Raw genomic sequence first — 19,561 nt, 5'->3', positions numbered from 1 at the left:
AAAGTCAAGGACTCGGGAATCTGCCAGGGCCGCTCCACAGGTGCCAGGCGCGCGCAGTTCAAGTAGTATCGCTACTTCGTGGTGAGCGTACTTAACCAGGTGATTGGCGTCGAGTATCTTGCGCAGGTCGGCGCAAGGGAGGTGGCTGCAGCCTGCCGGAAAGTGCGTCGCAATGGCTATACAAATCGGCGTCGCTCGACGGTCTCACGGGTCAGCGCCTCTTTCAACCCAAAACGCAAATCGGGTCGAGTATATTCAAAATGGCCGAAGTTAGCAAAAACTCTGTGACCCAAGCACTGATTACCGAGAATGAGCACGGACAGCGCCTCGACAACTTGCTGCTCAAGAAATGCAAAGGGGTGCCCAAGAGCCACGTCTACAGCATCGTGCGTAGCGGTCAGGTACGGGTCAATGGTCGCCGTGCGGAAGTTTCCTATCGGCTGCAGCGTGGCGATGTGCTGCGTATCCCGCCGTTGCGAATCGCCAGAATCGAACAGGAAGTGATCGCTGGCGCCGAATTCAAGGTGCATCTTCCCATTATTTTTGAAGACGAAGGCCTGTTGGTCGTCGACAAGCCGGCCGGTATCGCCGTGCACGGCGGCAGTGGCGAAAGCTTCGGGATCATCGAGGCGCTGCGACGGCAGCGGCCGCAGGCGCGTTTTCTCGAACTCGCGCATCGGCTTGACCGCGAGACTTCGGGAATCCTGTTGCTGGGCAAGAAACGCTCGGCACTCCTGGCCCTGCAGGAAATGTTCCGTACCAGCGCTCTTGGCGGCAAAGGCCGAGACGCTGACAAACGTTACCTGGTTCTGGTCTGCGGTCGCTGGATGGATCCGCTGCGCAACGTTCGACTACCCTTGCTCAAGTACTTGCAGGCATCGGGTGAGCGACGGGTGCGCGTCTCCGAAGAGGGCAAGACCACACATACCATTTTCCGCCTCGTGGCGCGCTGGGAACGCTTCAGCCTGCTGGAGGCCCAGTTGAAAACCGGACGTACGCACCAAATCCGCGTGCATCTCGCGCATCTGGGCTTTCCGGTCGCCGGTGACGAAAAGTATGGGGACTTTGCGCTGAACAAGGCGCTGTCCCGGGAAGGGCTGAAGCGCATGTTTCTGCACGCATCGCGGATGCGTCTGCCGCATCCGCTGGAGGGGCGGGAATTGGTGCTCGAAGCGGCACTGCCGGCGGCGCTGCAGGGCTTCGTGCACAGCATGTCTGCGAAGGAGAAGCAGGATTACGGCGAAAAGGTTGAACTGGGAGGGTTGATTTGAATGTGTTGGCTGCCCGCCTGATCTGTTTTTCCGGTGATTTGCTGGACGGCGGACCGGGGGTTCGCTTTACGGTCAGGCATGAAGGCGCCGAAGCGCCGGCATTTGCGGTGCGCTTTCAGGGACGTGTCTTTGCCTACTACAATCGCTGTGCGCATGTTCCCATCGAGCTCGACTGGCAGCCCAACGAATTCTTCGATGATTCCAAGGTATACTTGATCTGCGCAACGCATGGCGCGCTCTACTCGCCGGCAGACGGACGCTGCCTGGGTGGCCGTTGTAACGGCAAAGGACTGACGCCGCTGCCCGTCGAAGAGCGTGATGGCGCGATCTATTTCATTCCCAGCGAGCGAACAACATCTTGAGTACCCCTGATCACGAACCATCCTGGGAACGGCAATTGCTGGAAAAGGTCGCTTTCGCGGCGCTGCACGAGCAGCGGGCAAAGCGGCGCTGGGGTATTTTTTTCAAGCTGGCCGGCTTGACTTACCTGATCGCCGTTCTGGTGCTGGTCGTTGATTGGGGGGGATCCGAGCAACTTGCCGATGGTCGACATACGGCGGTCATCCATCTGCATGGCACCATCGAAGCCCAGGGCGAAGCCAGCGCACAGAATGTCAACGACGCACTTGAAGCCGCTTTCGCGGACAAGGGTACGGCGGGCGTTATCCTGCGGGTCAACAGCCCAGGTGGCAGCCCTGTTCAGGCGGGTATCGTTCATGATGAAATTCGCCGCTTGCGTACCAAACACCCGCAGATTCCGCTTTACGCCGTGGTCGAAGATCTCTGTGCTTCCGGTGGCTACTACGTTGCTGTGGCAGCGGACAAGATTTTTGTCGACAAGGCCAGTATCGTCGGTTCGATCGGCGTGCTGATGGACGGTTTCGGTTTTACCGGAACGATGGACAAGCTCGGCGTCGAACGTCGGCTGCTGACCGCCGGGGAGAACAAGGGCTTCCTCGACCCTTTCTCGCCGCAGGACGCGAAGCAGAAGGAGCACGCGCGCGTGTTGCTGCGCGAGATCCACAAGCAGTTCATCGAGGTCGTCAGACGAGGACGTGGCACGCGACTCAAGGAAACACCGGAAATGTTCAGTGGCCTGATGTGGACCGGCAATCAAAGTATCAGTCTGGGCCTCGCTGATGGGCTTGGCACCGTTGGCTCGGTGGCGCGAGACGTGATCAAGGCGGAGCGGATCGTCGAGTTCACCATCAAGGAAAATATCGCCGAGCGCTTTGCCAAGCGTCTGCGTGCCGATGCGGCGCAGAGTGTGGCGGGCACGCTGCTGGGCTCCAGCCAGATGCTGTTTCGTTGACCCCGAACGTACGCGTTAAGGTGAGAGCTGCATCAGCGACCCACGAACCCCTTGATGATCAGGGGTGCCCGGAAAAGTCATGACCATCAGGCCTGCAAGAGGAATACCGTCGGCCGGCGACTGATCTCGGGGTGCTGCTGGCGCCGCCATTCGGAAACGAGTCGAGTCGTGATCTGTTCCCCGGCGAGCGTGAGGTCGGTCGCGACGCAGAGGCGCGTGCTCGGCGCACAGGTATTGACGAGTGCGGCAAGCACCTGGGGGTTACGGTAGGGAGTCTCAATGAAGATCTGGGTACGCTGCTGCTGTCGTGACTCCTTTTCCAGTTCGCGCAAGCGTTTTTCGCGTTCTTGAGTGCCGCTCGGCAGGTAGCCATGAAACGCGAAGCTCTGGCCGCTCAGTCCCGAAGCCATCAAGGCGAGCAGGATCGACGAGGGACCGATCATGGGAACGACCGGTATCCCTCGCTGATGGGCCAGCGCAACCAGGGCGGCGCCCGGATCGGCAACCGCAGGGCAGCCGGCCTCGGAGATCAGTCCAAGGTCGTTGCCCGCCAGAGCCGGGGCGAGAAGCCGGGGTAGCGCGCTGGCTGCGGTATGTTCGTTGAGTTCCAGAATCTCGATCTGCTGTAAAGGCGTATCGGCAGGCAGCGACTTGAGGAAGGCGCGCGCCGTTTTGGCGTTCTCGGCAACGAAATGCACGAGTCTTTGTGCGCAGGCCCGAACGGGTTCTGGCAGTACGTCCGTCACCGGCGCTTGACCCAGTGGCACCGGGATCAGGTAAAGCCGGCCTGTTTTCATGAAATGGGCTTCCGAACGATCTGCTGACGATCAGAATACCGAGACGTTCTCGATTCGCAGCAGGTCGCAGAGCGCAATCAGCGGCAGTCCGATCAATGCATTCGGGTCTTCGCCGTCGATTTTGGCAATCAGGGCGATTCCCAACCCCTCCGATTTGGCGCTGCCGGCACAGTGGTACGGTTTTTCCTTGTGCAGGTAGCTTTCGATTTCCTCGTCGGTCAGGTTTCTGAAGGTGACCAGTGTCGCTACACCACGCCGATGGGCATTGCCGGTTCTGGCGTTCAGGAGGCACAGACCGGTGAAAAAGTTCACGCGGCGGCCGCGCATGACCTGCAACTGGCGTAGCGCACTGTCGTGCGTTCCCGGTTTGCCGAAAATCTGGCCGTCAAGACAGGCCACTTGGTCGCTGCCGATGATCAGGGCGTCGCGGTGCTGGCCTGCGACAGCGCGGGCCTTGGCTTCCGACAGGCGCAGGGCGCCTGCCTCGGGGCTTTCGCCCGCGAGCAGGGCTTCGTCAACGGCCGGATTGGCAGTCTCGAACGGCAATCCGAGACGTGTCAGCAGAGCACGGCGAAACGGGGAGGTCGAAGCAAGAATGAGTTGCGGCTTGGGCATCGGCGGATCAACTTCAGTGCAAAAGACATGAGCAAGGCGGAAAAACCGGCAAATACTGCGATTTGCAGCGTCACCGCTTTGACTTCAAAAGCCGAAGATAATATCATGCGCCCCTTGTGTCGCGACGAGTTGTGATCGAGGTGATTGACAGCCGGGTTTTTGCCAATGAAGGAGGTTCGTTGCAAGGCGAGCTGCCGGTCGCCGCGCTGACTCGATTGCTCGATTTGTTAACCGCTTCCGATGGCTTTCTGACGTACCGGATCAAGGGGCAAATGGGGCCTTACAATCGCCCACAGTTTCTGGTGGAGGTTGACGGTGTCATGTCGTTGTGCTGTCAACGCTGCCTCGAAACAATTGAACACCCGATCGAGGTACGTAGTCTGCTTGAATTTATCGATAGCGATGGCGACCTGACGCAGGAAGAGCTGGAAGATGACTCCAGGGACTTTCTACCCAATCAGAAGGAACTCGATGTGGCCGTATTGATCGAGGATGAAATTCTGCTTGCCCTTCCGATCGCACCACGCCACGACGATTGTCTCCCGCCTGATGCGGCTCGGGGGTCGGCAATCGTGTCGCCGTTTTCAGTGTTGGCCGGCCTGCAGGGCAAGGCCGAGTAAGTTTGATTCTAGGAGTTTGTGATGGCTGTGCAACAGAACAAGAAATCCCCTTCCAAGCGTGGCATGCATCGTGCGCACGACTCCCTGAGCGGCATGCCCCTGGCTGTCGAACCGACGACAGGCGAGGTCCATTTGCGTCATCACGTCAGCCCAACAGGTTTTTATCGGGGCAAGAAAGTCATCAAAAGCGCCGGCGAATGATCCTTCGGGGTTGGGTGGGCGCCTTCCCGTGATCGTGAGTTGCCAGTCCTGGTCGGCCAGCGCATGACCATTACCGTCGCCATCGACTGCATGGGAGGGGACCATGGTCCCTGTGTGACCGTTCCGGCAGCCATCCAGTTCGTGCGCGATCATTCTGATGTGCGCGTCATTCTGGTGGGTCTGACCGAGAGCATTCGTCCTTTCCTGGGCGACGCTGCGGTCGGTCGGATTACCGTACGCCATGCCACGGAAGTGGTGACGATGGATGAGTCGCCGGCGCTGACGCTGCGGACCAAGAAAGATTCATCGATGCGTGTCGCCATCAATCTGGTCAAACAGGGTGAAGCGGATGCCTGTGTTTCGGCCGGAAACACCGGTGCGCTGATGGCCATTTCCCGATTCGTCCTGAAGATGCTGCCTGGTATCGATCGACCGGCGATCTGTGCAGTGTTGCCGACGCTCACCGGGCATACGCATGTGCTTGATCTCGGTGCCAATGTGGATTGCAGCCCCGGGCATCTGCTGCAGTTTGGCATCATGGGCGCCTCGCTGGTTTCTGCCATCGAGCATCGGGATCGACCAACCGTCGGGATTCTCAACATCGGCGAGGAAGATATCAAGGGCAATGATGTCGCGAAGCGGGCCGCCGAGTTGCTCTGGGGGTCGGGGTTGAATTTTGTCGGCAATATCGAAGGTGACGGACTCTACAAAGGCGAGGCAGACGTCATTGTTTGCGATGGCTTTGTCGGCAATGTCACGCTGAAGGCATCGGAAGGTCTGGCACAACTGCTGGCGACTTTCCTGCGGCAGGAATTCCGGCGAAATCTGTTTACCAAGCTGGCGGCGGTGTTCGCCATGCCGGTACTCAACCAGTTCAAGAAGCGGGTTGACCACCGCCAGTACAACGGAGCCACCCTGCTCGGCTTGAAGGGTATCGTGGTCAAGAGCCACGGCTCGGCTGATGTCCTGGCTTTTACGCGTGCGCTGCAGCGTGCTACAGAAGAGGCCAGCAGTGGCGTTCTTGCACGCATCAGCGAACGCATTGCGCAGCAACAACCGCTTCAGGAGACCGCCTAGCATGTTCTCCCGCATTACCGGAACCGGCAGTTTTTTGCCCGGCCCCCCCGTCAGCAACGACGATCTCGTGCGCCGTGGCATCGAAACCAACGATGACTGGATCACCAGTCGCACCGGCATACGGTACCGTCATCTTGCGGACAACGGCGAGACGTCCAGCGATCTGGGCCTGGAGGCGAGCCGTCGGGCGCTGACTGCCGCAGGTCTTGAGGCTTCCGATCTGGACCTGATCATCGTGGCGACCTCGACCCCGGATTTCATTTTTCCGAGTACCGCTTGCTTGCTGCAGGGCAAACTGGGGAATCATGGAGCTACGACGTTTGACGTGCAAGCAGTTTGCAGCGGCTTCGTCTACGCGCTGGCGATTGCCGACAAGTTTATCCGTTCGGGCAGTCATCAACGGGCCTTGGTGGTCGGGGCCGAGGTCTTCTCGCACATTCTCGACTGGTCCGATCGTGCCACCTGCGTCTTGTTCGGCGACGGTGCCGGTGCAGTGGTGCTGGAGGCGTCTGATCGAACAGGAATCCTGGCAACCGCCCTGCATGCCGACGGCGCGCACCACGGCATCCTGTCGGTTCCGGGTAGTGTCAGTGGCGGTCGGGTAACTGGCGATCCTTTCCTGCGGATGGATGGGCAGGCGGTGTTCAAGTTTGCCGTGCGTGTCCTTGCGGAAGTCGGCGAGGAGTGCTGTCAGGCGGCAGGCATTGCCTCGTCAGGGATCGACTGGCTGATTCCGCACCAGGCCAATATTCGCATCCTTGAAGCCACGGCCAGAAGAATGAAAATGCCGATGGACAAGGTCATTGTCACCGTGGACCGGCACGGCAACACCTCGGCGGCCTCGGTTCCTCTGGCTCTGGATGTGGCCATTCGTGATCAACGCATAGAGGCCGGACAGAAGATCATGCTCGAAGGGGTGGGCGGTGGCTTTACCTGGGGCGCAGTTCTGCTTGAACTCTGACGGCCATGACTTTCCAGGCGCTCCCCGACCCTTTGTCTGCTTGCGTGAGAAGTGTGTTCGTGAGTCGCTGACGCGCCTTTCAAATTGAAGGAAGTATGCATGACTTTCGCGTTGGTTTTTCCCGGTCAGGGGTCGCAGGCAGTCGCCATGATGGCAGCCTACGGCGACTCTGCGGTGGTACGGGCCACTTTCGACGAGGCGTCGGCGGCGCTTGACCAGGATCTCTGGCAACTGCTTGCCGAGGGTCCGGCAGAGGCCCTGGCACAGACCGTCAATACACAACCCGTGATGCTGAGCGCCGGCGTGGCGGTCTATCGCCTGTGGCTCGACATGGGCGGCAAGCTACCGACCGTCGTTGCCGGGCACAGTCTCGGCGAATACACCGCGCTGGTGGTTGCCGGCGTGATCGCTTTCAAGGATGCCGTTCCCCTGGTTCGCCTGCGTGCAGCGGCGATGCAGGAAGCGGTTCCTGCGGGCGAGGGGGCCATGGCAGCCATTCTCGGCCTCGATGACGACAAGATTGCCATCGCCTGTGCCGAAGCCAGAGCCGCAGGCAGCGCTGCCGAGGTGGTTGAACCGGTCAATTACAATGGGCCCGGACAGACCGTCATTGCTGGCAGCAAGGCGGCGGTGGAACGAGCCTGCGCCGAATGCAAGGCGCGTGGCGCCAAGCGCGCGCTGTTGCTGCCGGTTTCCGCGCCCTTTCACTCCTCGCTGATGCGGCCGGCGGCTGCCAAGCTGGCCACCCGACTGGCCGAGTTGAATTTTGCCGCCGCACAGATGCCAGTCATCAACAATGTAGATGTGGCGATCGAATCGGATCCCGACCGGATCAAGGACGCTCTGGTTCGGCAGGCGTACTCACCGGTGCGCTGGGTCGAAACGATCCGGAAAATGGCCGCCATGGACATCACGACGGTCGCCGAGTGCGGACCTGGCAAGGTTCTGGCAGGCCTCAGCAAGCGCTGTGCAGACCAGTTGACGAGTATCGCACTGGCTGATCGGGCAGCGATGGAAGCTGCCGTCACCAACCTGGAGTAAGCACCATGCTCGAAGGACAAGTGGCCTTGGTGACCGGCGCGTCACGGGGTATCGGTCAGGCCATCGCTCTCGAACTGGGTCGCCTGGGCGCGACCGTGATCGGGACGGCAACCAGCCCCGAAGGCGCTGCAAAAATCGCAGCATGCCTCAACGACGCCGGTCACCAGGGTGAAGGAGCGCTCCTCGAGGTGCGCGATGCTGGACAGATTGATGCCCTGGTCGGCCATATCGAGAAGACCTATGGCCCGGTATCGATCCTGATCAACAACGCCGGTATTACTCGCGACAACCTCGCGTTGCGTCTCAAGGACGACGAGTGGGATACCGTCTTCGATACTGATCTGAAAGCCGTTTTCCGGCTTTCCAGGGCGGTCATGCGCGGCATGATCAAGGCCAGGTACGGGCGGATCATCAACGTGACCTCGGTCGTCGGTCATGCCGGCAATTCCGGTCAGGCGAATTACTGCGCCGCTAAGGCTGGCGTCACCGGCATGAGCCGGGCACTGGCTCGAGAGCTCGCCAGTCGCAATATCACCGTCAACTGCGTGGCGCCCGGGCTGATCGATACGGACATGACGAGGGCCCTCGACGACAAGCAGAAGGCAGCACTGCTCGTGAATGTCCCGCTCGGTCGCTTCGGATCGGCCCATGAAGTGGCTGTCGCGGTGGCCTTTTTGGCGTCGGCGGAAGCGGCTTACATCACCGGTACGACGATACACGTTAACGGCGGCATGTTCATGGGTTGACACCTGCCGTCAGTCGAGGGCTGACGGCGGTTCGGGGTGTGATCATTGGTAACTTGCAGCCGTTTTGTTAGAATGGTGCGTTTTGTTTTACATTTGAACCTTGAGAAGGAAGACTTTGATGGAAAATATTGAGCAGCGTGTCAAAAAGATCGTCGCAGAACAACTCGGTGTCAATGAAGCGGACATCAAGAACGAATCTTCGTTTGTCGATGATCTTGGAGCTGATTCGCTGGACACGGTGGAACTGGTGATGGCGCTGGAAGAGGAGTTCGAGTGCGAGATTCCGGACGATGAAGCAGAAAAGATCACCACCGTGCAGCAGGCCATCGACTACGTGACCGCTCACAAGAAGTAAGGGGGCCAGGAATCCTGCGGACAGCTCGCTGTAGTGGCAGCGTCCGGCAGGGTGGATGAGTGAAGAGGAAATCCCCTTTTGCACGTATATCGATCGTCGGAGTTCAAGTTGGCACGTCGCAGAGTCGTCATCACAGGCCTAGGCATCATTTCTCCGGTCGGTAATTCCGTCGCAGAAGCCTGGCAGAACATTCTTGCGGGACGCTCGGGAATTGGCCGGGTAACTCGTTTTGATGTCACTGGCTTCCCCGTGCACATCGCTGGTGAGGTGCGTGATTTTGATGTTGGCCAGTATCTCTCGCCGAAAGAAGCGCGCCGGATGGACGTCTTCATCCATTATGGAATGGCGGCGGGACTGCAAGCCATACGGGATGCCGGTCTCGATGCGCAGTCTGTAGCGCCGGAGCGGGTTGGCGTGTCGATTGGTTCGGGGATCGGCGGCCTGCCAATGATCGAAAACACCTGTGACGACTTTGCTGCGGGCGGCGTGCGCAAGATTTCGCCGTTTTTTGTTCCCGGTTCGATCATCAACATGATCTCCGGCAACCTGTCGATCATGTGTGGTTACAAAGGTCCCAACCTCTCGCTGGTCAGCGCCTGTGCGACGGGCACGCACAGCATCGGTGACGCTGGTCGTCTGATCGAATACGGCGATGCAGACATCATGATTGCCGGCGGGTCCGAAGGCTGTATCTCAAAACTCGGCCTAGGAGGTTTCTGTGCGCCGCGAGCCCTCTCGACGCGCAACGACGATCCGCAGACGGCCAGCCGCCCATGGGACAGGGACCGTGACGGTTTTGTGCTCGGTGAAGGGGCCGGCGTCGTGGTTCTCGAGGAATATGAGCATGCAAAAGCGCGCGGTGCCCGGATCTACTGCGAACTCGCGGGCTTCGGCATGAGTTCCGATGCCCACCACATGACTGCACCCTGCGAAGACGGAGCAGGTGCGGCGCGTTGCATGGTAAACGCCTTGCAAAATGCTGGACTGAATGTGGATCAAGTGCAGTACATCAATGCACACGGGACTTCGACACCGCTTGGCGACAAGGCCGAGACCATTGCCGTCAAACGGGCTTTCGGCGAGCATGCGCGCAAGTTGGTAGTCAACTCGACCAAGTCGATGACTGGCCATCTGTTGGGTGCCGCAGGCGGTATCGAGGCCCTGTTTACCATACTGGCGATCTACCATCAGGTCTCGCCGCCGACGATCAATATTTTCAACCAGGATGAGTCCTGCGACCTCGATTACTGTGCCAACACGGCGCGTCAGATGAAGATCGACGTCGGGATCTCGAACTCCTTCGGCTTTGGTGGTACCAACGCCACCGTTGCATTCAAACGACTCTAGATCCCGGCATCCGCTCACGGGGCGGTAGCCGGGATAACGCGGTCGTGCTGCTGCGGTAGGGTAGCGGCAGGGTGCCAGAGTGCAATTCCCGATCACGATCAAGCTGTGCCGCTCGCGTTTTCTGTCCTTCCTGATGGTCTTGCTGCACGTTCTGGCGGGCGCCTGTCTGTGGGTCCTGCCCTGGCCATCGGCAACACGCCAAGGGCTGCTGCTGGTCGTTGCGCTGTCGCTATGGCACGCGCTGCGACCGTCGAAAATCGTCGGTTTGCGCCTCGGTGAGCGTGGTGAACTGACACTCCTGTCTGACGATGGCGATACCATTTTCGTCTCGCCGCAAGCCGATACGGCTGTGTTCAGCCAGTTGATCATCGTGCGCACACGGGATAACGATCGCAGCCGGTTGTCCAGCCTGGTCCTGCTGCCCGACAGCATGCCGGCAGGGCAATTCCGCCTGCTGCGCTTGTGGTTGCGTTGGCGTGTCCGTGTCAATCCTGGCGATCAGGCCGCAGGCGGCGTCTGAGCACGGTGTTGCGCGCGCGCGGCAGGGTCTCCGGATAATTGCGACTGAAGTGCAGCCCCCGGCTTTCGTGGCGACGCAGCGCACAGCGGATGATCAGGTCTGCAGTGACCACGAGGTTGCGCAGTTCAATCAAATCGTGACTGACCCGGAAGTGCGAGTAGAAATCGTCGATTTCACGGATCAGCAGGCGGATCCGGTTCTGCGCGCGCTGTAGTCGCTTGTTGGTGCGGACGATACCGACGTAGTCCCACATGAAGCGGCGCAGTTCATCCCAGTTGTGAGCAATCACGATCTCTTCATCCGGATCGCTGACACGGCTGGCATCCCAGGGCGGAAGCTGCGGGAAATCTCTGACAGGCTGTTCGAGAATGTCGTTGGCCGCGGCTTCGGCAAAAACCAGGCATTCGAGCAGCGAATTGCTGGCCAGACGATTGGCGCCGTGCAGGCCGGTGCACGAGGCCTCGCCAGCGACGTAGAGGCCGGGGAGGTCGGTGCGCGCCCGCAGATCGGTGACGACGCCGCCACAGGTGTAGTGCGCGGCGGGAACGACCGGAATCGCCTGACGGGTGATGTCGATTCCCAGGTCGAGGCAGCGCCCCAGAATGTTCGGGAAATGCTCGCCGAGAAAATCCGCTGATTTGTGCGAGATATCCAGATAGACGCAATCCAGGCCGCGCTTCTTCATTTCGAAATCGATCGCTCTGGCCACCACATCACGGGGGGCGAGTTCGGCGCGCGCATCGTGCCAGGGCATGAAGCGGGTGCCGTCGGGCAGCAACAGGCGTCCACCTTCGCCGCGGACTGCCTCGGAGATCAGGAAGGACTTGGCTTCTGGATGGTAGAGGCAGGTGGGATGAAACTGGATGAACTCCATGTTCGCGATACGGCAGCCGGCACGCCAGGCCATGGCGATGCCGTCGCCGGTCGAAGTGTCCGGATTGGTCGTGTAGAGATAGACCTTGCCGGCACCACCGGCAGCGATCAGGGTGTGTCTTGCGCCCAGCGTCAGGACTTCGCCGCTGGCATTGTCGAGTACATAGGCGCCATAGCAGCGCGAGTCTCCGAGTCGCAGCTTGTCACCGGTAATCAGGTCGATGGCGATGTGCTGTTCGAGGACCGTGATGTTCGGCTGCTGGCGAATCAGGCTGGTCAGTGTGTTCTGAACCGCGAGCCCGGTCGCGTCAGCGACGTGAATCACGCGCCGTGCGCTGTGGCCTCCCTCGCGGGTCAGATGGTAGCCGTCGTCATCGCGTGTAAAGGGAACGCCCTGTGCAATCAGCCAGTCGACAGCGCGACGACCGTTTTCAATGACGAAGCGAGTCGCTCGCGGGTCATTGAGAAATGACCCGGCGGTGATCGTGTCGCGAATGTGCGCCTCGATCGAATCGCGATTGTCGAGCACGGCCGCAATGCCGCCCTGCGCCCAGCTCGAGGCGCTGTCTTCAAGACTGCGCTTGCTGACCAGAGCCACCTTGTGAGTCGCTGCCAGCCGAAGTGCTGCAGCTTGTCCAGCCAGACCACTGCCAATGATGAGAACGTCAAAGCGGAGCGCCAAGAGAGTTCGTCCTGCCAGAAAGGGCTGCAACTATAGCACGGGAAAACACGACGACAAGCCCGGCGCCGCGGTTCAGAATGTCGGCAGTGATGCCGGTTCCTGTCGGTTCTTCAGCCAGGCCGAGAACTCAGGCCCGAGTTCAGGGTGAGTTTCCCCGAGCACGACACTGGCCTGCATCAGGCCGAGTTTGCTGCCACAGTCGTAGCGCTGGCCGTGGTAGCGGTAGGCCAGAACCTGCTCGCTGGCCAGCAGGGCGGCAATCCCATCGGTGAGCTGGATTTCGCCACCCGCACCGCGTGGCTGCGCGCGGATCAGGTCAAACACCGCCGGGGTCAGGATGTAGCGGCCCGCGACCGCAAGATTGGAAGGGGCAGCGCTCGGGTGCGGTTTCTCGACCAGGCCCTTGATATTCACCAGATCGGGCGACAGCGGGTCGCCCTTGACGATCCCGTAGCGGTTGGTCTGATCCTCCGGCACCTCCTGGACAGCGAGAATGCTGCACTGGCGTTCGGCGAACAATTCGGTCATTTGTCGCATGATCGGTGGTGTGCCGATCATCAGGTCATCGGCCAGGAGAACGGCAAAGGCCTCCCCCTGAACCAGTCGCTCGGCGCAGAGTATCGCGTGTCCCAGGCCCAGGGCTCGCGGCTGGCGCACATAAACACAATCCATGTCATCCGGCTTGATCGAGTGCACCAGTGCCATCAGCTCATCCTTGCCGGTGGCGGCAAGTTCTGCCTCCAGCTCGTAGGCAGTATCAAAGTGGTCTTCGATCGAACGCTTGTTGCGACCGGTGACGAAGATCATTTGCCGAATCCCGGCCGCGTAGGCTTCTTCAACTGCGTACTGGATCAGGGGCTTGTCCACCACCGCGAGCATTTCCTTCGGGCTGGCCTTGGTGGCCGGCAGGAAGCGCGTGCCGAGACCCGCAACCGGGAATACCGCTTTTTTTACCACCCAATCGACTTCCAGCCTGGTCATGATGAACTCCGGTGGGGTATGGTTAGCGCGCCATTCTATCGTTTCCACACCTCAGGATGCCGCTCTTTTCCCGGCACCGCATCGATTTTTTCCACTGCGGGCCGGTCTCCCAGGGCAGAGCGGTCAGCCTGGGTCAGGGGATGCGCGCGGCGGTCCACGACATGCCGCCGGATACTGCCAACAGCGAGGCGATCAGCAGGGTGACGCAAAGCGCGAGGTACAGTCTGGGACGGCCGGTACGGTCGGCCATCGCCAGGATGTGCAGGGCACCCCAGGCGACGGCCAGGCCGACGATCAGCGGGATCGCAAGTACCTGCCATTCGACCCTGTCGAGCGAGAGCATTCGGTTTTCCCGCCAGGGTACGGAGAGGAAGATGCCGAAGGTCCAGAACAGAGCGGTACTTCCGGCGGCGCAGATCGCGGCAACGGCGCGGATGATCCATTTTTCCATTGACCGTCCTTGAGTGGTGACCGAAGCGTGGTGGCAGTGGCTGACCTGCAGCCGCTTGCCTGCCGGTTTGCTTTCTTCAGTAGATGAAACGCGCACGCAACTCGTCGAGGTGAAGTTGTTGCAGGATTTGTTCGAGCCGCACCGTGGCGTTGCTGCGCGCGACACCCGTGTGCCTGGCGATGATCAGTTCGTTTTTCAGTGAGTGTTCCCAGCCGACGAGCTCGGTCACCGTCAGTTGATAGCCCTGCGCTTCGAGCTGCAGGCAACGCAGGGCATTGGTCAGCTGGCTGCCGAATTCGCGGGTGTGGATGGGATGCCGCCAGATTTCCGACAGTGGCGTTTGCGCCAGGGATTCGCCTTTCCTGCGGCGCAGCACGCCGGCGACTTCGGCCTGACAGCAAGGGACGAGAACGATGAACTTCGCCTGCTTGTGGAGGGCAAAGCGGATTGCGTCGTCAGTAGCGGTGTCACAGGCGTGCAGCGCGGTGACGATGTCCACCCGCGCGGGCAGCTCAGGCGACGCGATGGCGTTCTCGACGCGCAGGTTCAGGAAGGACATGCGCGTGAAACCGAGTCGACCGGCGAGACTGCGCGCGTGCTCGACGAGTTCTGCGCGGGACTCGACACCGTAAATGTGACCCTTGTCGCGGTGACTGAAGAACAGGTCGTAGAGGAGGAAGCCGAGGTAGGATTTGCCCGCGCCGTGATCGACCAGCGTCAGGCTGCTGCCACTGGCGACGATCTCGGCAAGCAGCGGTTCGATGAAATGGCAGAGGTGATGGACTTGCTTGAGCTTGCGCCGGCTGTCCTGGTTGAGCTTGCCGTCGCGGGTCAGGATGTGCAACGCCTTGAGCAGCTCGATCGACTGTCCGGGTCTGATTTCGGGGATTGCCGACAAGCGGTTTCCTGACGCAGGATGAGAAAGAGCTGCATTCTAGCGCCTTATGCTGTTGCAAGCGCCGGACGGGCCGCAGCGGTGGGATAATTGACTATCTTTCAGATCATCGGACCCTTCATGGCCATTCAGTGGTATCCCGGTCACATGACCTCGGCGCGCAAGAAAGCGGCCGAGACGATGGCGTCGATCGACGTGGTCATCGAGGTGGTCGACGCGCGCCTGCCCGAGGCGAGCACCAATCCACTGGTCCGCGAGCTTCGTCTGCATCGCCAGCGTCCATGCCTGAAGGTCCTGAACAAGGCCGACCTGGCCGACCCGCAGGTGACGCAGGCGTGGATCGCCTATTACAACCGGCAGGAGGGCGTGCGCGCGGTGGCGCTGTCGTGCAGGAAGCCCGGCGAGGTGGCTCGCCTTCCCGGCCTGTGCGAGGCCCTGGCACCGCATCGCAGCGAAAACACCAAGCCGCTGCGGATGATGATCATGGGCATCCCGAATGTCGGCAAATCGACGCTGATGAATGTCGTTCTCCAGCGTAAACTGGCCAAGGTCGGCGACGAACCGGCAGTGACCCGCGCGCAGCAGACCTCGCTGCTCGATGTGCGGCACTCGATTACCGATACGCCCGGATTGTTGTGGCCGAAAATCGAACATCCAAGCGACGGCCTGATGCTCGCCGCGAGCCATGCCGTCGGTCGCAATGCAATGATCGACGAGGAAGTGGCGACCTTTCTCGCCGGGCTGCTGCTGGCACGTTACCCGGCCTTGCTGGCGAAGCGCTACGGCTTCCCGGTCGATACGGGCGAGCCCCTCGATGCCGTGACGGTCATCGCCGAAATCGCCAGACGCCGCGGCCTGCGCGTCCGTGGCGGGGCAGCCGATCTCGAAAGGGCGGCGAAGACACTGCTGCAGGATTACCGGGACGGTCTGCTCGGCCGCATCAGCCTGGAGACGCCAGCGACGCGCAGCGTCATGCTGGCGGCTGCACGGGCCCAGACGGCGACCCCTGAGCCGGTGCCGGACAACGGCTTGCCGGCCGCGTACGCTTGAGCGATGCTGAATTTCCTCCCGGCGCCGTTGATCGGCCTGATCGCTTTCTTGCTGCTGGCGCTCAACTCGTTCTTCTGGGTGCCGATCCTGGTATGCCTGGCTGGCTGCAAGCTGCTCCTGCCGTTTCGAGCCGTTCGCCTGCGCCTCGACCCGGTACTGGTGCGCATTGCCGAAGCCTGGATCGTCTGCAACAGTGGCTGGATGGCGCTGACCCAGAAGGCGCACTGGGATGTCCAGGGGATCGAGGGGCTCGACCCGCGCGGCTGGTACCTGGTCAACTGCAATCATCAATCGTGGGCCGATATCCTCGTCCTGCAACATCTGTTGACGCGACGCATTCCCTTGCTCAAATTCTTCCTCAAGCAGCCACTGCGCTGGGTGCCGGTGATGGGTCTGGCCTGGTGGGCACTCGATTTCCCGTTCATGCGCCGCCATAGTGAAGAAGTGCTCAGGGCGCGCCCGGAATTGCGCGCCCTCGACCAGGAGGCGACTCGCCTGGCCTGCGAAAGGTTTTCGCTGATCCCGACCAGCGTGATGAACTTCTGCGAAGGGACGCGCTTCACGCTGACCAAACATCAGCGGCAACAATCGCCGTATCGTCATCTGTTGAGGCCGAAGGCCGGAGGAATTGCACTGGCCTTGAATGTCATGGGCGACAAGTTCCACGCAATTCTCGATGTGACCATCGTTTATCCTGGCGGGGCTCCGAATTTCTGGGCGTTCCTCTGCGGCAGGATGAGGCGCGTGCAGGTTCGCGTCCAGAAGCTCGCGGTGCCAAGGCATCTGGCCACCGGAGACTACGCCAACGACCCGGCGATTCGCGAGGCCTTCCAGCAGTGGATGCAGCAGATCTGGCACGATAAGGACGTGCAGATCGAAAGACTGCTCGCCGGCCACTGACCGGGCGCCATCCCTGACCTCGCGCCCCTGTCAGGCAACGGCCGCCGCTCGCATGGCGCCAAAATGAATGCGCAATTCCCGCAGTGCCGATTGCCTGACGTATCATCGTACTCTTTCGCTTCAGATCAGAAATGCCATCGCCCCAGATCGTCCGTAGCAAGCTGCAGCGTCCCCGGGAGATCGGTGACTTCGTCGCGCGCAGCGAGTTGCTGACCTTACTAGAGGCTGGCAGCAGCCGGCCATTGACCCTGCTGGTGGCGCCCGCCGGTTATGGCAAGACGGCGCTTGTCGCGCATTGGCTCGCTGGCCGTAACGGCCAGACTGCCTGGCTCTCGCTCGACCACGATGACAGCGATCCGATCGTTTTCATCCACTACTTCGCCGCCGCACTGCGCACGGTGGTTCCCGATGCCTGCGCCGAAACGCTGGCGCATCTCGATGCTGTGCAGCAAGCACCGTGGACGCATCTTGTCGGCAGTCTGAGCAATGATCTGGCAGCACTGCCGGCCCCGCTGGTGCTGGTGCTCGACAACTATCAGCGCATCGATTCGCCACCGATACACGCCCTGCTCGATCGCCTGCTGGAGCATCCGGCGAGTGCTCTGCATCTGCTGCTGATCGCCCGGAACGATCCCCCCTTGTCCCTGGGCGCGCTGCGCGTCCGCGAAGAGGTGAACGAAATCCGGATGCGTGACCTGCAGTTGGGGCAGCGTGAAACGGCAGTCCTGCTCGAGCGCTGTACCGGACACCCCATTTCGGCAGCCGCGCTGGACAGACTACAGGCCTGCTGCGAGGGCTGGCCGGTTGGTGTTCGCCTGGCGGCCCGAGCGCTGCGAAGACAGCGCGATGTAGTCGATGTGCTGGAGCACCACTTCAGCGGCAGTACGCGCGAGGTCGAGCAATATTTCTGCGAGGAAGTGCTCGCCGAACAAAGCGTTTCCACACGCGACTGCCTGCTCAGGACCTCGATTCTCGACCGTTTCTGTGCGCCCCTGTGCGATGCCGTTCTCGGGGAAGGTTGCGATGGGCATTCATTCATGCAGAGGATGTCGAGCGGCGCGCTGCTCTGTACTGCCATCGACGATCGCCTGTACTGGTATCGCCATCAGCGTCTGTTCCGGGAGTTTCTGCAGCGGCAGCTCGGCCTGCAGTATCCGGCGAGCGAGATTGCCGAACTGCATCGACGTGCGGCAGCCTGGTTCGAAACGCAAGATCTGCTCGAAGAAGCGATTCCGCAGGCGCTGGCTGCAGCCGGCGCAGCTGCAGCAGGACATCTGCTGGCGCGTCATGGCCAGCGACTCCTCAACCTGGAGCAGCGGCCACGACTCGAACATTGTCTGCGTCTGTTGCCACTTGGTACCGTCGAGGAAGACCCCGAACTGCTGCTGCTCAAGGCCTGGTTGATGTATCACCAGGGGCGGCATGTCGAGACCCCGGCGGTTCTCGACCGGATCGAGGTGTTGCTCGAAAGTGCTGCCGATGGTCTGCCCGCCGTCGCTGCGCTGCGTGGCAACGTGTTGGCGCTGCGCAGCCTGCAGCACTACCTCGAAGGACAGGCGGACAGGGCTACCGGTGCTGCCGAGCAGGCGCTGCAGGGCGGCCTGCCGAGGGAGTGTGCGCAAGCCCGCGTGCTGGCCCAGGCAGTCATCGCCGGAGCCCGGCAGATGTGCGGTGACCTGGTCGGCGCTCGTCAGAGTCTGCATGCGGCGCTGGCACGGGCGTCGGGGCCGATCGACGTTTCCCAGGCGCCGTTGCTGGCGACCTTGTGCTTCATCGACTGGATGGCTGCCGACCTGTCGGCACTGCAGTGGACGGCCAACCAGTACTACCCGCTCTGTGGAGATCGTTTGCTTGGCGCAGGCAGCCCGGTCCTCGGGCGCTACTTCCATGGCCTGGTCCAGTATCAGCGCAACGAGCTGGCGCTGGCCGAGGCCACGCTGCTGCCGGCACTCGCCCCGAAATCGGCACCGCGCCCCGGCTACCGAACCGAAGTTTCCTTCGTGCTGGCGGCAGTCTATCAGGCGCTTGGCCAGACTGATCTGGCGCGCGAGCTTGTCGATACGGTTTGCGAGCACCTGCGGCGCAACGGCGATTCGCCAGCCCTGTTTCGTGCGCAAGCCTGCCAGGCCGATCTGGCGCTGCGCCAGGGGCGGACTGATGCGGCCCGGGAATGGGCACGCAACTTCGATCCCGGTCCGATCCAGTTTGTCTACCGCTTCTGCAACGCACCCCATCTGACGCTGGCCCGCGTGTGGATCGCCGAGGGAAGTGCCGAAAGCCATGAGCAGGCAGCTCGCCTCCTGCAGTTGCTGGAAACCGAGCTGATGGCCAGGCACAACGTCCGTTTCCTGATCGAGGTCCTGGCGCTGAAGGCGCTGCTGCGGCATCTCCACGGCGAGGAGACGGCCGCTTGCGAGCTGCTGGGTCGTGCCGTCGTGCTTGCGCAGCCCGGAGGTTTCGTCCGGCTGTTCGTCGATCTTGGGCAGGAACTCGTGCCACCGCTGAAACGACTGCAAACCAGCCAGGGGATTGTCGGCCATGCCGCCAATGTCCGTTACGTCGCTCAGATCCTCGCCGCGTTCGACGACGACTGGCTGGTCAATGCGGGACGCCAGCAGGTGGGGGCAGACCTTACCCGCCGTGAACTGAAGATCCTCAAACTGCTCGCTGTCCGGTTGAGCAACATCGAGATTTCGGAGGAGTTGTGCATTTCACGGGCGACGGTCAAGCGGCATACCCAGAACATCTATCGCAAGCTGCGCGCTTCAAGCCGTCGTGAAGCCGTCTTCAAGGCCAGGACGCTCAACCTCCTTGCCGACGCTTGAGCGCTTTCTTGCCCAGGCTGCCAGCATCGGGTTTTGCAGGG

The 19,561-nt window shown here is 61.3% G+C and carries 21 protein-coding genes; 15 read left to right on the top strand and 6 right to left on the bottom strand.

All coding sequences use genetic code 11. From position 1 onward, the window contains the following. The first annotated feature begins 260 nt into the window (after positions 1-260). Genes V5B39_RS04250 through V5B39_RS04240 form a run of 3 tightly spaced genes read left to right on the top strand, consistent with a single transcriptional unit; the run spans position 261 to position 2,583 of the window. Positions 261-1,271, top strand: coding sequence for an RluA family pseudouridine synthase (locus V5B39_RS04250; RefSeq protein WP_332341680.1), 1,011 nt, complete (start codon positions 261-263; stop codon positions 1,269-1,271). Then, positions 1,268-1,633 (top strand): Rieske (2Fe-2S) protein, encoded by a 366-nt coding sequence (locus V5B39_RS04245; RefSeq protein ID WP_332341679.1) that lies wholly within the window; start codon positions 1,268-1,270, stop codon positions 1,631-1,633. The genes V5B39_RS04250 and V5B39_RS04245 overlap by 4 nt, the downstream gene beginning before the upstream one ends. Next, entirely contained in the window at positions 1,630-2,583 is a 954-nt protein-coding gene (locus V5B39_RS04240) for a S49 family peptidase (RefSeq protein ID WP_332341678.1), read from the top strand. Before V5B39_RS04245 ends, V5B39_RS04240 begins: the two co-directional genes overlap by 4 nt. A gap of 86 nt (positions 2,584-2,669) precedes the next feature. Here V5B39_RS04240 and V5B39_RS04235 read toward each other — a convergent pair whose 3' ends face one another. Both V5B39_RS04235 and V5B39_RS04230 read right to left on the bottom strand, forming a co-directional pair. After that, on the bottom strand, positions 2,670-3,380 hold the full coding sequence (locus V5B39_RS04235) for an SAM-dependent methyltransferase (RefSeq protein WP_332341677.1): 711 nt from the start codon (positions 3,378-3,380) through the stop codon (positions 2,670-2,672). Between the two features lie 30 nt (positions 3,381-3,410). After that, the gene (locus tag V5B39_RS04230) at positions 3,411-3,995 is read right to left on the bottom strand and encodes a Maf family protein (protein WP_332341676.1); all 585 of its coding nucleotides are present in this window, start codon (positions 3,993-3,995) and stop codon (positions 3,411-3,413) included. Positions 3,996-4,111: 116 nt separating this feature from the next. On the opposite strand from V5B39_RS04230, the gene V5B39_RS04225 reads away from it, so the two are divergent. From V5B39_RS04225 to V5B39_RS04185, 9 genes are all read left to right on the top strand, one after another. Beyond that, positions 4,112-4,615, top strand: a complete 504-nt coding sequence (locus tag V5B39_RS04225) for a YceD family protein (RefSeq protein ID WP_332341675.1) — start codon at positions 4,112-4,114, stop codon at positions 4,613-4,615. A gap of 21 nt (positions 4,616-4,636) precedes the next feature. Beyond that, the gene (rpmF, locus tag V5B39_RS04220) at positions 4,637-4,816 is read left to right on the top strand and encodes a 50S ribosomal protein L32 (protein WP_332341674.1); all 180 of its coding nucleotides are present in this window, start codon (positions 4,637-4,639) and stop codon (positions 4,814-4,816) included. A gap of 63 nt (positions 4,817-4,879) precedes the next feature. Further along, the gene (plsX, locus tag V5B39_RS04215; protein ID WP_332341673.1) at positions 4,880-5,893 is read left to right on the top strand and encodes a phosphate acyltransferase PlsX; all 1,014 of its coding nucleotides are present in this window, start codon (positions 4,880-4,882) and stop codon (positions 5,891-5,893) included. Between the two features lies 1 nt (position 5,894). Then, positions 5,895-6,854: a beta-ketoacyl-ACP synthase III gene (locus tag V5B39_RS04210; RefSeq protein WP_332341672.1), complete on the top strand. Its 960-nt coding sequence runs from the start codon at positions 5,895-5,897 to the stop codon at positions 6,852-6,854. 99 nt (positions 6,855-6,953) lie between these two features. Further along, positions 6,954-7,895 carry an ACP S-malonyltransferase gene (gene fabD / locus V5B39_RS04205; protein ID WP_332341671.1) on the top strand — a complete coding sequence of 314 codons (942 nt, stop codon included), beginning with the start codon at positions 6,954-6,956 and terminating at the stop codon, positions 7,893-7,895. Between the two features lie 5 nt (positions 7,896-7,900). Continuing rightward, entirely contained in the window at positions 7,901-8,641 is a 741-nt protein-coding gene (gene fabG / locus V5B39_RS04200) for a 3-oxoacyl-ACP reductase FabG (protein WP_332341670.1), read from the top strand. Between the two features lie 118 nt (positions 8,642-8,759). Continuing rightward, entirely contained in the window at positions 8,760-8,996 is a 237-nt protein-coding gene (gene acpP / locus V5B39_RS04195; protein WP_034899680.1) for an acyl carrier protein, read from the top strand. Positions 8,997-9,104: 108 nt separating this feature from the next. Then, entirely contained in the window at positions 9,105-10,343 is a 1,239-nt protein-coding gene (gene fabF, locus V5B39_RS04190) for a beta-ketoacyl-ACP synthase II (RefSeq protein WP_332341669.1), read from the top strand. A 79-nt stretch (positions 10,344-10,422) separates the two neighbouring features. Beyond that, a complete protein-coding gene (locus V5B39_RS04185; RefSeq protein ID WP_332341668.1) occupies positions 10,423-10,863 on the top strand; it encodes a protein YgfX in 441 nt (146 codons plus the stop codon). Here the strand turns inward: V5B39_RS04185 and nadB are convergent. The 4 genes from nadB to V5B39_RS04165 form a co-directional block, all read right to left on the bottom strand. Next, complete coding sequence (nadB, locus tag V5B39_RS04180) at positions 10,829-12,418, bottom strand: L-aspartate oxidase (RefSeq protein WP_332341667.1); 1,590 nt, start codon at positions 12,416-12,418, stop codon at positions 10,829-10,831. The two genes, V5B39_RS04185 and nadB, sit on opposite strands and share 35 nt — an antisense overlap. Before the next feature lie 72 nt (positions 12,419-12,490). After that, the gene (gene galU, locus V5B39_RS04175) at positions 12,491-13,399 is read right to left on the bottom strand and encodes a UTP--glucose-1-phosphate uridylyltransferase GalU (protein WP_332341666.1); all 909 of its coding nucleotides are present in this window, start codon (positions 13,397-13,399) and stop codon (positions 12,491-12,493) included. A 133-nt stretch (positions 13,400-13,532) separates the two neighbouring features. Continuing rightward, on the bottom strand, positions 13,533-13,850 hold the full coding sequence (locus V5B39_RS04170; RefSeq protein WP_332341665.1) for a hypothetical protein: 318 nt from the start codon (positions 13,848-13,850) through the stop codon (positions 13,533-13,535). A gap of 76 nt (positions 13,851-13,926) precedes the next feature. Beyond that, positions 13,927-14,748, bottom strand: coding sequence for a class I SAM-dependent methyltransferase (locus V5B39_RS04165; RefSeq protein WP_332341664.1), 822 nt, complete (start codon positions 14,746-14,748; stop codon positions 13,927-13,929). A 117-nt stretch (positions 14,749-14,865) separates the two neighbouring features. Here V5B39_RS04165 and ylqF point away from each other — a divergent pair, with 117 nt between their 5' ends. From ylqF to V5B39_RS04150, 3 genes are all read left to right on the top strand, one after another. Continuing rightward, on the top strand, positions 14,866-15,795 hold the full coding sequence (gene ylqF, locus V5B39_RS04160) for a ribosome biogenesis GTPase YlqF (RefSeq protein WP_332341721.1): 930 nt from the start codon (positions 14,866-14,868) through the stop codon (positions 15,793-15,795). A gap of 3 nt (positions 15,796-15,798) precedes the next feature. Further along, complete coding sequence (locus V5B39_RS04155; RefSeq protein ID WP_332341663.1) at positions 15,799-16,695, top strand: acyltransferase; 897 nt, start codon at positions 15,799-15,801, stop codon at positions 16,693-16,695. A gap of 131 nt (positions 16,696-16,826) precedes the next feature. Beyond that, positions 16,827-19,520, top strand: coding sequence for a LuxR C-terminal-related transcriptional regulator (locus V5B39_RS04150; protein WP_332341662.1), 2,694 nt, complete (start codon positions 16,827-16,829; stop codon positions 19,518-19,520). Positions 19,521-19,561: the final 41 nt, after the last annotated feature.

The sequence above is a fragment of the Accumulibacter sp. genome (genome assembly GCF_036625275.1).
Taxonomy (GTDB): Bacteria; Pseudomonadota; Gammaproteobacteria; order Burkholderiales; family Rhodocyclaceae; genus Accumulibacter.
Note: the sequence above shows the minus strand (reverse complement) of the source record. Positions and strands in the feature narration are given on the sequence as shown.

Excerpts from the sequence above, each read along its gene's own strand:
- V5B39_RS04250 (WP_332341680.1), top strand. The coding sequence starts at position 261 with ATGGCCGAAGTTAGCAAAAACTCTGTGACCCAAGCACTGATTACCGAG.
- V5B39_RS04235 (WP_332341677.1), bottom strand. The coding sequence starts at position 3,380 with ATGAAAACAGGCCGGCTTTACCTGATCCCGGTGCCACTGGGTCAAGCG.
- V5B39_RS04230 (WP_332341676.1), bottom strand. The coding sequence starts at position 3,995 with ATGCCCAAGCCGCAACTCATTCTTGCTTCGACCTCCCCGTTTCGCCGT.
- rpmF (WP_332341674.1), top strand. The coding sequence starts at position 4,637 with ATGGCTGTGCAACAGAACAAGAAATCCCCTTCCAAGCGTGGCATGCAT.
- plsX (WP_332341673.1), top strand. The coding sequence starts at position 4,880 with ATGACCATTACCGTCGCCATCGACTGCATGGGAGGGGACCATGGTCCC.
- V5B39_RS04210 (WP_332341672.1), top strand. The coding sequence starts at position 5,895 with ATGTTCTCCCGCATTACCGGAACCGGCAGTTTTTTGCCCGGCCCCCCC.
- fabD (WP_332341671.1), top strand. The coding sequence starts at position 6,954 with ATGACTTTCGCGTTGGTTTTTCCCGGTCAGGGGTCGCAGGCAGTCGCC.
- fabG (WP_332341670.1), top strand. The coding sequence starts at position 7,901 with ATGCTCGAAGGACAAGTGGCCTTGGTGACCGGCGCGTCACGGGGTATC.
- acpP (WP_034899680.1), top strand. The coding sequence starts at position 8,760 with ATGGAAAATATTGAGCAGCGTGTCAAAAAGATCGTCGCAGAACAACTC.
- galU (WP_332341666.1), bottom strand. The coding sequence starts at position 13,399 with ATGACCAGGCTGGAAGTCGATTGGGTGGTAAAAAAAGCGGTATTCCCG.
- V5B39_RS04170 (WP_332341665.1), bottom strand. The coding sequence starts at position 13,850 with ATGGAAAAATGGATCATCCGCGCCGTTGCCGCGATCTGCGCCGCCGGA.
- ylqF (WP_332341721.1), top strand. The coding sequence starts at position 14,866 with ATGGCCATTCAGTGGTATCCCGGTCACATGACCTCGGCGCGCAAGAAA.
- V5B39_RS04155 (WP_332341663.1), top strand. The coding sequence starts at position 15,799 with ATGCTGAATTTCCTCCCGGCGCCGTTGATCGGCCTGATCGCTTTCTTG.
- V5B39_RS04150 (WP_332341662.1), top strand. The coding sequence starts at position 16,827 with ATGCCATCGCCCCAGATCGTCCGTAGCAAGCTGCAGCGTCCCCGGGAG.